Here is a 12,776-nt window from a genome sequence, read left to right as displayed (position 1 = left end):
CCCTATATCAGTTTTATCACGGTTTACTTTAGTTGTAAAGAAATTTTTTTAATGTATGACAGATTTGTATAGTCGATATTTTACATAACTTATGGCGCTTAATTGGTTATTTAGTATCTCTAAAACTTAACGAGTTGCTTTTATAACCAAAGTAAAAGGGTTAATACGGTAGCCATAATCTTTACGTGATGATCCAGGCCAACCAACAGTTTCAATGACATCATTACGTTCAATGTTCAACCCTAACTTTTTGGCTAATGTAGTTTTTATTGTTCTTTGAATTGTGTTTATTGGTTTTCTAATGTAATGTTCTGGGTCTGTTTCTTTATCAAGGTTTAAAAGCTTTTCCAATTGATGAATGCTGAGCAAAGTATATTTCTCGGGTAGTAATTCTTTTTCACAATCATGTAAAAATTGCTTAAATAATACTCTGAAAACATTAATGCATGTACTAGCTTTTTCATTCATAATCTTAATGTTATTAACGCATATTGTACCCTCTACCATCTGTAACTCTAATAATTTTCTTTCTTTAGCAGGCTCAATTTGCTTAAGTGGAATGTATGCAGTATGTAAAATTTGTATCGAAGTATTTGGTATTAATTCTGGTATACCCCTTTCTACTGCTCTTTGAAATACTTCAATTAAAGTCTTACGCTGACAAAGGATATCAACCATTTCTACGATAGGAAGGTCAAGAAGAGTACTTGGTGTGTTTTTTCTCAGTATTACGAGTACAGTTGGATTTACTCGAAGCCTATCTATGGTTAGAAATGTCGAATTGGTGCAAAAATCAAGAATAATGAGATTTACAAATTTACCTTGACCACCAATATAATAAACTCCGTTTTCTACTCTGTGCCACATAAAATTTGTATTACTTAGCTGACTCTCAAACCAGCACATAATTTTTTCCGAATTTAAGTATACAGATAAGCGATGAAATCTTTGTTTTCTATAGGTATTAGGGAAAATATCGCGATTGCAATCTTCACAGATTATGTTTTCACATGCCTCATCAAAGTCCTCATCAATGAAAATCTCGTTTTTACAATATGGATCAATTACATTTGGCCAATCTAGTTTATCTTGTCTATTAGCACAGATAATGTAGTACTTCTCTTGCATACTAATTAACTCAAGATTCGATAAATACTTTGCTGCCTTGATATAATCTTGATTGGGATTAACCCAAGAACTATCAGAACTAAAAAGATCAGAGATTTGCTTTTGACAAGATTGTAAGACCATAAGACTGTTTCATATATGCTTTAAACTCTTCTCTTTCCTTCTTATTTAATGGATGTTCCGAATAATAAATTGCTATGTACTCATCACTTGATTTAAAAAATAGCCCTATTTTCTTACCTTGAAAGATTATTTTTATCGATTCAACTAGTATATCATCAATAGAGAAATGTAAAATATGGAGCTCAGATGCTATTGAGTCATGCGGTACAACAGTTAAAGTAATGCAAGTATTGCTATGCTTGAGACGATTTGATCGAAAACTTAATTCAAACGTAAATATATTTGAATCAGAGCCATAAATGCAAGCCTTAATAAATTTATATACTTGCTCTGCAAAATTTTTATCCTGCATATTTACAAAGATACATTCACAACTAAAGTAACGACTTGCAATACTATTTGCTATTTCACTCGCTTGATCAATGTTTTTAGCAGCAATATTGACTTGATTACCACTAATTAGAAAATCCAAAATCATCCACTCTGGTTTATGGCCATGAATAACTTTATTTGAGCTTAACAATAAATCTACATCGCTAGCTCTGCGTATTAATACATATAAACGATTTTGATGATGAAAAAGGCCTTTTAACTGACTTTCACAACCATCACTGCGTTTAATGTCATTTTCTGTGAGAATTTGTTTTATGATTTGCTCTGAGATAAAGTTCTTAAAGGAAATACTTGGCTGCCGTGGAGTTTTTTGTAGAGCAAAGTAGACGTAACCTTTTCTTTGTATTTTTTCAAAATGATAGACATCTTTGAGAAGATTATGATCTATATGAAACAATAGAAATAACAGAGACTTTTTATCGTATTTATTACCACTCTTTAGAAGGTAGGATTGCATGAGTTGCTCAGTTAATGTAGATCTTGCAATTTCACTGATAGTAGCTTCAAGCTTTGCAAATTCAAAACAGCTAATCAGATAATAAACAACGAGAGAGTCTAGATGGTGGGTAATAACTTTACGCTTATATTGTACAGATATATTATCATATTCTCCATCATCAAAGAGTTGAGCATTTAATTTATGTGAAAAGGATTGTTGAAAGATAACATTTAACTGCCTACCTGAAAGTGAATTTATCCAGGACTGACGTATTTTTGTATTGTGAAAACGATCAAGCAAATGGTTAACAGGGACTTCTAAATCATCTTCCCAAAATTTACGATTTGGATAAATGTTCATAAGAAACTAACCACACCATAATAACATAATAGACTATTTAAATAGTTAAGATAGAAATCTGAAAGTCTTGACCAATAATTATGCAAGGGCTGTTTACTGATTTTTAACCAAGTTTTTTCTAAAAAGTTTGCTTAAGAAGAAGATTTTTTGGACAAAATTTTTTCAAATCCTGAATATATATTATATAGGGTTCACGTACTCTAGTGAAACAAATCTGAATATAAATGTCAATCCTAACACTGGACCTCGGCAAGCAAACGGGCTGGGCAATTCTAACAGATGGAGTAATTGAAAGTGGAAGCAAAAGTTTTCATGGTAGCCGTTTTAGCGGAGGTGGCATGTGCTTCTTGAATTTTCGTAATTGGCTTAATTCTTTGAAGGACATTTCTGCAGTGTATTTTGAGGAAGTAAGAAGACATTTAGGAACTGATGCAGCTCATTGCTATGGTGGTTTTCTCGCAGTTCTGTCTTCTTGGTGTGAAGAGAACAATATTCCCTACCAAGGTGTTAATGTTAAAACTATAAAACGCTTTATAACAGGCAAAGGCAATGCAAGTAAGAGTGAAGTTATTGAAGCGATACGTGAAAAAAGTTTTTTACCTAGAGATGATAATGAGGCAGATGCTTTGGCATTAATGTTCTATATTAGTAAAGATATTAATAAGACGAAAAATCCATAAAAAGTGGGTCCTTTCGGCCATAATGGCGGGTTTGGTGGGTTTGACCCCAGGCCTTCTTTAGCGTCAGACATATTTTAAATATTAACTTTTTAATTAGCACAGTAATTATATGAATTTAGCAATCCACTATTATCCTACTCAAGATCTCATCGAATATGAGCGTAATCCACGTAAAAATGACGATGTGGTCAACAGAATGTGTGCTTCAATCAGGGAATTTGGCTTTCGTATACCAATAGTTGCAAAAAGCGATGGAACTGTGGTTGATGGTCATTTAAGACTTAAAGCAGCAAGAAAACTTGGTATAGAAAGTATTCCTGTGGTTTTAAGTGATAATTTAAATGAACCACAAACTAAAGCTTTTCGATTACTGGCAAATCAATCAGCTAATTGGGCAAAGTGGGATGATGAGCTTTTGAAAGTAGAAATTCAAGAGTTAGAAGATTTACAGTTTGACCTTAAAATGACAGGATTTGAATTGGAAAAAGTTCAAAACTTTCTTGATGATTTAGATGGTGAAGAAGAAGATCTTTCTGACTTAGTTGTTGATGACAAAAAAGTAGAAATAACAAAGCCAGGTGATCTTTGGATTTTAGGTGATCATCGAATCTATTGTGGTGATAGCTCTGTAGTTGAATCATATAAAGCGCTGTTAGATGATAAAATGGCAGACATTACTGTTTGTGATCCTCCATATAACGTTGACTATGGTAATAGGGAAGATAAAAAGATATTAAACGATAATCAAGGTGAAAGGTACGAACTTTTTCTCTATGACATCTGTTCCCATATTTTAGCATATACGAAAGGTGCTATTTATATCTGTATATCATCATCAGAGTTTTCAACGTTGCAAAAAGCATTTGAAGAAGCAGGTGGTCGTTGGTCGACATTTATCATTTGGGCGAAGAATCACTTTACGCTAGGAAGATCAGATTATCAAAGACAATACGAAGCAATGCTCTATGGATGGAAAAGCGGTAATAAACGTGAGTGGCATGGGGGTAGAAATCAAAGTGATCTGTGGTTTTATGATAAGCCAACACATAACTCATTACATCCAACAATGAAGCCAGTAGAGCTAATGGAGAGAGCAATAGTAAACAGCAGCAGATCAGGAGACATAGTTCTTGATCCATTTAGCGGCTCTGGAAGTACACTGATTGCATGTGAGAGAACAGGAAGAATTTGTAGAACAATAGAGCTAGATTCAAAATTTGTAGATGTAACCATAAAACGTTGGCAAATATACACAGGTAGGAAGGCAATTCTTTCTGGTACTGGTAAAACTTTTTCAGAGATTTAAGAAGAAAAACAGTAAGAAAAAAGTGGAAAAGATAACACAAACAGAAATTTAGTAAGCCTTAGTAGTTGTAATATTAATTTACTGGTATATACCGTATTTTAATGAGTTTAGCGTAACAAATAACTTTGGATTAAATGTGATGTACTCAATGAATCAAGAAAAGACATTAGCTGGAGTAGTAACGTCGCAAACAAATAATGAAGCATCGTTTTCTGAAGAAGTAGAAAATAATGTTTCAAATTCTACACTCTCTGTTAAGGAGAGAATTGAATTGTTTGAAAAAGGTACGAAGCAAGAACCTGACCTGAACACTGAATGCAAACTAGCTTCTTTAAATGTGATTAGCAATAGTAGCGATAGCAGTATTACAGCAAAAATAGACGAAGCAGGTGCTGATTTTTCAGTGAGTTGTTCTTCTTTAGTATTTGATGATGGTAAAGACATAGAGGACGAATTTAATGCAGTTTGTGAGGCAAATGGAATAGAATATAACCGTCCGTATTCTCTTGATCAGTTTGAGGCAGCATCCAACACATCTTCCAACCCCAAAATAGACAATACAAAAGAAATGCAAAAAGAGGAAGAGGATAAAGAATTAGGAGATAAACCAAAGCCGTTACCTAGGAATGGAATGTTGGAGAAGGACAATATTAGAAATGTAGCTCCACCTTCACCTAGAACAGCAGAAAATCATCGGTTGAGTATTATTCAGGATATTGCACCACCAAAGCTACCACATTCTTCTTTCCAATTAAATGGAGAAAAATGTGATGAGCAAGAAGCTATAGGAGAACCTATGTATGCAACTATAGACAAAAATAAAAAATTCTCGAAAAGAGGGTTAGATGGTGAAATAAACGATCAAAGTCCGGAGATGGAAAAGTCAAATTCTGAAGAAACATCAATTAAGAAAGGATCAATTGATGAACCTGTAGATCTGAATACAAAATTTTTAAAAAAGAGTTTGGAAGGAAGTGATAGTGGAATAGACAATAGAAGTGCAGAGATGACAAGATCAAATTCTCAAGTAACAGAAATGAGTGAGTTTTGTGGCAATCAAGGATGGGAGAATATGTCATTAAATCATGATAGTCCAGTTACACTTTCAACTAGCTCATCAGAAAAAAGTGATAATGAAGAAACCCCGTTAATTAAAAAAGAAAAGAAAACAAATAGAATTTTGCCAAGAGTAAAATATGCAGTGCAGCAGAAGGAATTTGTAATTTTCGGTATAGCTGCTGTTGCACTTAGCGTTTCTGCAGCTTTGGTATATTTACAGAATAAAGCACAATTAATTGCATTTTTTGCAAACAGTACCATCTATGTGACTATACCAATTCTAGCTGTTGCACTATTGGTTGCAATTAGTCCGATATTTTGTGGAATAAAGCAATTTAGAGATACTGAAGAGTGTCAAATAGGGGGAAAGAATGCGAATGAAACTTTGAATCAGGTGCGAGAGTATCAACCAAAAGATAAAGTAATAAAATCAGTCAGACTGGAATACAGCAATGGTACTCATTCACATTTTACACTTAACGCTTGGAAGGGTAAGAACAATTTCATTAATATTGACGACAAAGTCATTAGTAGAAGAAATAAAGTAGAATCAGTAATCAAAGATAGGCCATTATTTACAGCATTATTAAGCAGTTTGGTTGCTGCAAATATAGTATGGCCTTTATTACTGTATGTAGAAGGTGGTATTAATAGTGTACAGAAGTTTTACCAGAACGCTTTGATTAATAACGCAGGGTTATCACTACTTATAGGCTCGAGTATACTTGCACTATCAGTGATATTCCTTGGAGTACATTACTACAGAAAAACAAATTGCACAAATCTTGTATATTGTGAGGAAAGAATTGAACCAGAAAAAGTTAATGGAAAGTTCATTGAGGAAATAAAGGAAGCAAGGACAAAAGTGCTTGAAGAAAACCATAGTAAAGATGCCAAATGCAGCAGTTTAACGCTAGAGCAAGTAGTGGTTGAATCTCATAACTACAAAGATGCAATTTATAGTATTAGTTGAAAATAGCCAAATTTCACTATGTAAAAAGAAAGCAGCTATAAACCGGAGTACTTCGCTCTATACTAGTAAAATATCTCTAAGACGCCGGCAAGTATAAACAGGTAGGGAAGCAATTCTTTCTGGTACTGGCAAAACTTTTGCAGAAATTCAAGAAGGAAATTCGTAAAAAGGAGTAAAAAGAGTGGAAAAAATCACACAAACAGAGTGGGCAAGAGAACAAGGATTTTCAAAGCAATACGTCTGTTATTTAATAAAGAAAGGAATAGTTGAGCTGGAGAATGGACTCATTGACCGAGAACAAGCAAATAGGGCTATAGAAACAATCAGAGATCCAAGTCAGCCACTGAGGAGGAAAAATCCAGAAAATACAAGTAACCTTTCCACGATGTTGCTAAAAACGCGAATAAAAAATGAAATGGAACGAGGTAAACTTCTTGAGGCGAAAGCTAAGGCTGAGATTGGTGAACTTGTAGCAGTAGAGGAAGTAAAGCGCGATGCATTTAATGTAGCAAGAGTTGTCCGTAATAATTTGCTTAATATTCCAAATAGAGTTTCAGCATTGCTTGCATCACTGAGTGACACTGAAAAGATTCATATGGCGCTAACCGAAGAGATTACAAACTCATTACAAGAATTATCTAATATTAAGTTTTAAATAATGTCTGCTAACTTAAGTTTAGAATTAATAAAGTGCCTCATTAATCAACCTGGATTAGATGTTAATGTCAGAGGGTTAAACGGAAAAACTCCACTGCATTGCGCTATAGAGTTTGATGAATTAAGCATGGTGGACTTGTTACTCACGAAGAAGAACATTAATCCTTTTGTGGAAGATAATGAAGGTAAAACATCTCTTGATTACGCCAAAGAAGAGAAAAAAGCAGAAATATTACAAGCGCTAATTAATAACAAGTACGGGTCAGAACAAGATAGCTTACTTCATTTAGCTGCAATGATAGGTGAAGTTAATGCAGTTAGATATTTGATAGGAAAAGGTATTGACGTTAATGTACGAAATGCTTTGCATCATACGCCATTACATCTAGCAGCAGGAATAGGACATACAGAAGTTGTAAAGATTTTGATAAGAGAAGGAAATGCTGAAATCGAGGTTTTTGATGCACGAAATCAGACACCGATGCACTATGCAGTTAACAACAAAAAATTGGAGATAGTAAAGTTATTACTGGAGCTAGGAGCAGATGTAAATAGCGCACGTGTAGGACAAAACTCGATGAAATTATCACCTGTTCATATAGCTGTAAGTAATACTAATTACGATGAAAGAGACTTATGTCTTGATATCCTCAAATGCTTAATAAAGGAGCCTAATGCTCAAGTAAATTTGCAGGACTACGAAAATAAAACACCACTACATTATGCTGAAAGACTTAAAACAATAGAAGTTTTACTAACGCGAGAAGATATAGACCCTCTGGTAAAAGACGATAGCGGCAAGACACCATTTGATTACGCTAAACCTGAGATAAAGAAGGCTTTGATGAGTAATAAATACGGTTCTGAAAAGAATAGTCTACTCCATTTAGCTGTACAAACGGGAGAAATTGAGCTTGTAGAGTCTATCTTAAAAGAAGAAATTGATATTGATATTTCAAATAATAAAAATCTACCGCCGGTTTACCTTGCTGCAGAAAAAGGGCATTTACATGTAGTAAAGTTATTGCTGAAAAAAGGAGCAAATTATAAACCTGTTTTGCATTTAGCAATCAAGTCAAATAATTTAGAATTGCTAAAAACTTTATTTAAAGAAAAGAGCATCAAATTACCAGATGAGATAGGCAGATCTGTACCAATTTATTATAGGTGTATAGAGCATAGAGATGCAAAAGTAAGAAAATACAATAGTGTGATCTGTGTTTTTACCTCAGTAAGTGCAGTAGCAATGGCAGCATATATAGGTTTAACAGCAACAACAATAAGCAATGCAATCATTTTTGCAACAATAACAGGAATACTTGCGCTTATTATAGCAATAATGATAAGTGAGATGAGCAAAAGATATATAGAAAATGAATTTCAGAAAAAGATATTTATGGAATTGGAGGAGTGTGGAGGAATAAACTCTACTGTTAACAATATTGAGATAGAACCAATTATGAGTAGATGCAGACAATGATATACGCTAGAGCTTTTTCTGAAGGTTTAAGACCAGATCCCCAGCTTAAAGTATCAGAGTGGGCGAATGAGTATCGAGTTTTAGCTCCAACTGCAGCATCAGAGCCAGGTAAATGGAGAACAGAAAGAACTCCTTATTTAAAAGAAATCATGGATTCACTTTCTCCGTCCTCACCAGTAGAAAAAGTGGTATTCATGAAAGGAGCACAAATTGGAGGAACAGAAGCAGGTAACAATTGGATAGGCTATATCATCGATCAAACACCAGGTCCAATGCTAGTTGTGCAGCCTACAGTTGAAATGGGAAAACGCTGGTCAAAAGGAAGATTTGCGCCGCTTATCGAAAGTACACCATGTTTAAAAAATAAAGTAAAAGATCCAAGGTCAAGAGATTCAGGTAACACTGTACAAAGTAAGGAATTTCCAGGTGGAATAGTAGTAATAACCGGAGCAAATAGCAGTGTAGGTCTCAGGTCCATGCCAGTAAAATATCTCTTTCTTGATGAAATAGATGCCTATCCAGGAGATTCAGGTGGTGAAGGAGATCCAGTGCTGCTCAGTATTGCTCGAACTAATACATTTGCACGGCGAAAGATTTTTTTAGTATCAACGCCAACGATTCATGGAATAAGCAGAATTGAGAAAGAATTTGAAGCAACAGATAAGAGATATTTTTTTGTTCCCTGTCCGTATTGTAATTACTATCAAGTTCTAAAATGGTCACAAATAAAATGGGAAGATAAAAATCCAAGTACAGCACACTATATATGTATAGAATGTGGTGAAAAGATAGAAAATCATCAAAAGACAGAGATGCTTGAACGTGGAGAATGGAGAGCTACAAATCCAATGAAAGGTGAGAAAAAAGGATTTCATCTTTCAAGTCTTTATAGTCCAGTAGGCTGGTATAGCTGGACTCAAGCAGTAGAAGATTTTCTCCATGCAAAAGAAAGTGAACAATTACTGAAAGTTTGGATAAATACTACGCTTGGAGAAACTTGGGTAGATAAAGGAGAAGTACCTGATTGGAAGCAATTATTTAACAGGAGAGAATTTTTTCCCGTAGGCACAGTACCTAGGAGAGAAGTGGTGCTTACTGCAGGAGTAGATGTCCAAAAAGATCGGTTAGAAGTAGAAGTTGTAGCATGGGGAAAAAGCCGTGAAAGTTGGTCAATAGACTATCGAGTATTTGAAGGAGATACAGGAGGTGGAGAAGTATGGGGAAAACTCTCTGAGCTTTTAAATCATCATTTTATTGGTGAAAATGGGCTTGAATACATGATAAGTATGATGGCGGTTGATGCTGGGTATGCGACACAAGAAGTATACAATTGGGTAAGAGGTCATCAAGGCTCTGGAAGAGTAATGGCAGTAAAAGGTGTAAATAAAGCATTAGTACCACTTAGCAGCCCAAGTAGAGTTGATATAACAGTTGGTGGTCAAAAGCTAAAAAGAGGAATAAAGCTTTGGCCAGTGGGAGTATCGATATTAAAGTCAGAGCTTTTTCAACTACTTAATGTTTTAAAAAACGGGGAAAAAGAAAAAGTGCCAGCAGGATATTGTCATTTTCCGGAGTATGCACCTGAATATTTTAAGCAGCTAACGGCAGAGCAATTAGTCAGCAAAGTAGTAAAAGGTTATACCAAACAAGAGTGGCAAAAGGTAAGAGAAAGAAATGAAGTACTAGATTGCCGAATTTACGCAAGAGCAGCATCAATAGCACTTGGGATTGATCGTTGGCCAGAGAGTAAATGGAATAGTTTAAGTGGAAAAATAGAAAGTAAAAAACCTAAGAAAGTAAGACAGAGTAAGTGGCTTGGTAATCAAAATGTACAGTGAAGAATATTTAACTCAAGTTGAGAAAGCAATTCAAAAACTGCAAAGCGGAGAAAGAGTTGTCTCAATTGCATATGGTGACCATGTTGTGAGGTACGGGGAAGTTCAAATAAATGATTTATTGAATTTAAGACAACGAATTAAGGCTGAGTTAAAAGTTGCAGGCATGAGGCCAAAGAGGAAAATTGTTTTTTCAACGAGTAAAGGAATTATATGAGAGAATATCAAAATTTTCTGAAACAATTAAAGTATGTAATAGTCAATAGTAGTGTATTAGAAAAAGAAGAGAAATGTAAGAAAATAGCTGATTTATCAAATAAAGTATATGCGAATGCAGTAGTAGACCTATCACATTGGAATGCAGATGTAAATTTTAAGCTAGTCAAAGAAGATGGAATATTGGGTGTAGTACATAAGGCAACTCAAGGATTAAAATTTGTAGATCTAAAGTACGCAGAGAGAAGAAAAATTGCTGAAGAAGAAGGACTTCTGTATGGTGCATACCATTTTGGAGTAGGAGAAAACGGAAAAGACCAAGCTGAGCATTTTTTAGAGACAGTAGGCGATAGTTCTAAAGTTCTACTTGCTCTAGATATAGAAGAAAACAAAAATGGAGAAAACATAACACCAAAACAGGCGGAAGATTTTGTGACTAGAGTTCAAGAAAGAACTAATCGCTTACCATTGATTTGCGGAGGAGCTTATTTTCTAAAAGATTTTGCTACACCAATTTTAACTAAGTGTCCACTGTGGAAAATAAGATGGTCTAAACTACCAAAAGGATGGAATAAGTGGGTTTTGTGGCAATACACTAATGGTCAAATGGGACCTAAACCGCATTCAGTAAGAGGAATAGGACCATGTGATAGAAGTAAATTTAATGGAACAATAGAAGAATTAAAGAATTTTTGGTTATCAGGATGTTAAAGACCTTAAAACAACTATTTAGTAAGCCAAAAATCAAAAGTTCTGCATGGGATGCGTCAGGCTCAGGAAGAAGAGTGATGTATTGGCAAGGAGAAACAGGAAGCATAAATAATTTACTTTCTCAGAGCCTTGGGCACTTACGTAGCCGCTCTCGGGATATGGTAAGAAAAAATCCATATGCAGCAAATATCATTGATACAATAGTAAGTAACTCTATTGGAACAGGAATAAAGCCGCAATCAAAAGCAAGAGATGGAGAATTTCGAAAGAAGGTGCAAGAATTATGGCTAAGATGGACAGATGAAGCAGATAGCTGTGGAATAAGTGATTTTTATGGATTACAAGCTCTAGTATGCAGAAGTATGATAGAGGGAGGAGAATGTTTTGTAAGATTAAGAACAAGAAAACGAGAAGATGGTCTTTGTGTGCCGTTGCAATTGCAAGTACTTGAGTCTGAACATTTAGACAATAAAACAAATAAAACTTTAGCAAATGGTAATGTAATAAGAAACGGGATTGAGTTCAATAGACTTGGGCAAAGAGAAGCATATTACTTATTTAGAGAACATCCAGGAGAAGGCTCATTTGGAGAATCAGTGAGAGTACCAGCAAACGATGTTTTACATATCTATAGACCATTAAGACCTGGGCAAATTAGAGGAGAGCCATGGCTTTCAAGTATACTGCTAAAGCTCTATGAACTTGATCAATACGATGATGCAGAGCTGGTAAGAAAGAAAACAGCAGCGATGTTTGCAGGGTTTATCACAAGACTTGATCCTGAGGCAAATATTTTAGGAGAAGGTGAAAGTAATGAGCAAGGAGTAGCACTATCTGGACTGGAACCTGGAACAATGCAGCTTTTAGACCCAGGAGAAGATATAAAATTTTCAGAGCCGTCTGATGTTGGAGGAAGTTATGAAGCATTCATGAGACAGCAGCTAAGGGCAATAGCAATAGGCACAGGGATAACATATGAGCAACTAACAGGAGATTTAACAGGCGTTAATTATTCATCCATTCGAGCGGGATTAATAGAGTTTCGTCGTCGATGCGCTATGCTGCAACATAACATTATGGTATTCCAGTTTTGCAGACCAGTATGGAGTAGATGGCTAGAGTTAGCAGTACTTTGTGGAGAACTCCGTATAGATGAAAAAGTAGTAAAAGCAGCGAAAGAAGAAGTAAAATGGATACCACAGGGATTTGATTGGGTAGATCCACTGAAAGACCAGCAAGCACAGCAAATGGCAGTAAGGAATGGATTTAAGAGTCGATCGGAAGTAGTATCAGAAATGGGTTATGATGTAGAAGAAATTGACCAAGAAATAGCAGAAGATCAAAAGCGTGCTGATTCTCTCAACCTTTTCTTTGATTCTGATGTCAGGACACAAACAAAATAAATCTCGTTTACTT

The 12,776-nt window shown here is 35.0% G+C and carries 11 protein-coding genes; 9 read left to right on the top strand and 2 right to left on the bottom strand.

The genetic code is table 11. The features are described 5' to 3' along the window. Positions 1 to 126: 126 nt before the first annotated feature. Positions 127 to 1,251, bottom strand: a complete 1,125-nt coding sequence (locus AAHF52_RS01615) for a hypothetical protein (RefSeq protein ID WP_342068454.1) — start codon at positions 1,249 to 1,251, stop codon at positions 127 to 129. After that, positions 1,217 to 2,443: a hypothetical protein gene (locus AAHF52_RS01610; protein ID WP_342068453.1), complete on the bottom strand. Its 1,227-nt coding sequence runs from the start codon at positions 2,441 to 2,443 to the stop codon at positions 1,217 to 1,219. The genes AAHF52_RS01615 and AAHF52_RS01610 overlap by 35 nt, the downstream gene beginning before the upstream one ends. 224 nt (positions 2,444 to 2,667) lie before the next feature. On the opposite strand from AAHF52_RS01610, the gene AAHF52_RS01605 reads away from it, so the two are divergent. From AAHF52_RS01605 to AAHF52_RS01565, 9 genes are all read left to right on the top strand, one after another. Beyond that, positions 2,668 to 3,123: a Holliday junction resolvase gene (locus AAHF52_RS01605; protein ID WP_342068452.1), complete on the top strand. Its 456-nt coding sequence runs from the start codon at positions 2,668 to 2,670 to the stop codon at positions 3,121 to 3,123. Between the two features lie 109 nt (positions 3,124 to 3,232). Further along, entirely contained in the window at positions 3,233 to 4,429 is a 1,197-nt protein-coding gene (locus AAHF52_RS01600; RefSeq protein WP_342068451.1) for a DNA modification methylase, read from the top strand. Between the two features lie 148 nt (positions 4,430 to 4,577). Then, positions 4,578 to 6,461, top strand: a complete 1,884-nt coding sequence (locus AAHF52_RS01595; protein WP_342068450.1) for a hypothetical protein — start codon at positions 4,578 to 4,580, stop codon at positions 6,459 to 6,461. 181 nt (positions 6,462 to 6,642) lie between these two features. Continuing rightward, complete coding sequence (locus AAHF52_RS01590; protein ID WP_019236426.1) at positions 6,643 to 7,116, top strand: hypothetical protein; 474 nt, start codon at positions 6,643 to 6,645, stop codon at positions 7,114 to 7,116. Positions 7,117 to 7,119: 3 nt separating this feature from the next. Further along, on the top strand, positions 7,120 to 8,598 hold the full coding sequence (locus AAHF52_RS01585) for an ankyrin repeat domain-containing protein (protein WP_019236425.1): 1,479 nt from the start codon (positions 7,120 to 7,122) through the stop codon (positions 8,596 to 8,598). Continuing rightward, positions 8,595 to 10,436: a phage terminase large subunit family protein gene (locus tag AAHF52_RS01580; RefSeq protein ID WP_342068449.1), complete on the top strand. Its 1,842-nt coding sequence runs from the start codon at positions 8,595 to 8,597 to the stop codon at positions 10,434 to 10,436. The genes AAHF52_RS01585 and AAHF52_RS01580 overlap by 4 nt, the downstream gene beginning before the upstream one ends. Continuing rightward, positions 10,426 to 10,650 carry a gpW family head-tail joining protein gene (locus tag AAHF52_RS01575; protein ID WP_007301848.1) on the top strand — a complete coding sequence of 75 codons (225 nt, stop codon included), beginning with the start codon at positions 10,426 to 10,428 and terminating at the stop codon, positions 10,648 to 10,650. Before AAHF52_RS01580 ends, AAHF52_RS01575 begins: the two co-directional genes overlap by 11 nt. After that, the gene (locus tag AAHF52_RS01570) at positions 10,647 to 11,360 is read left to right on the top strand and encodes a glycoside hydrolase family 25 protein (RefSeq protein WP_019236422.1); all 714 of its coding nucleotides are present in this window, start codon (positions 10,647 to 10,649) and stop codon (positions 11,358 to 11,360) included. Before AAHF52_RS01575 ends, AAHF52_RS01570 begins: the two co-directional genes overlap by 4 nt. Then, the gene (locus AAHF52_RS01565; protein WP_019236421.1) at positions 11,354 to 12,763 is read left to right on the top strand and encodes a phage portal protein; all 1,410 of its coding nucleotides are present in this window, start codon (positions 11,354 to 11,356) and stop codon (positions 12,761 to 12,763) included. Before AAHF52_RS01570 ends, AAHF52_RS01565 begins: the two co-directional genes overlap by 7 nt. Positions 12,764 to 12,776 lie beyond the last annotated feature (13 nt).

This window comes from Wolbachia endosymbiont (group B) of Melanargia galathea (assembly GCF_964030625.1).
GTDB lineage: Bacteria > Pseudomonadota > Alphaproteobacteria > Rickettsiales > Anaplasmataceae > Wolbachia.
Note: the sequence above shows the minus strand (reverse complement) of the source record. Positions and strands in the feature narration are given on the sequence as shown.

Bases quoted from the DNA above. Each gene is read 5' to 3' on its own strand.
- AAHF52_RS01615 (WP_342068454.1), bottom strand. From the start codon at position 1,251: ATGGTCTTACAATCTTGTCAAAAGCAAATCTCTGATCTTTTTAGTTCT.
- AAHF52_RS01610 (WP_342068453.1), bottom strand. From the start codon at position 2,443: ATGAACATTTATCCAAATCGTAAATTTTGGGAAGATGATTTAGAAGTC.
- AAHF52_RS01605 (WP_342068452.1), top strand. From the start codon at position 2,668: ATGTCAATCCTAACACTGGACCTCGGCAAGCAAACGGGCTGGGCAATT.
- AAHF52_RS01600 (WP_342068451.1), top strand. From the start codon at position 3,233: ATGAATTTAGCAATCCACTATTATCCTACTCAAGATCTCATCGAATAT.
- AAHF52_RS01595 (WP_342068450.1), top strand. From the start codon at position 4,578: ATGAATCAAGAAAAGACATTAGCTGGAGTAGTAACGTCGCAAACAAAT.
- AAHF52_RS01585 (WP_019236425.1), top strand. From the start codon at position 7,120: ATGTCTGCTAACTTAAGTTTAGAATTAATAAAGTGCCTCATTAATCAA.
- AAHF52_RS01580 (WP_342068449.1), top strand. From the start codon at position 8,595: ATGATATACGCTAGAGCTTTTTCTGAAGGTTTAAGACCAGATCCCCAG.
- AAHF52_RS01575 (WP_007301848.1), top strand. From the start codon at position 10,426: ATGTACAGTGAAGAATATTTAACTCAAGTTGAGAAAGCAATTCAAAAA.
- AAHF52_RS01570 (WP_019236422.1), top strand. From the start codon at position 10,647: ATGAGAGAATATCAAAATTTTCTGAAACAATTAAAGTATGTAATAGTC.
- AAHF52_RS01565 (WP_019236421.1), top strand. From the start codon at position 11,354: ATGTTAAAGACCTTAAAACAACTATTTAGTAAGCCAAAAATCAAAAGT.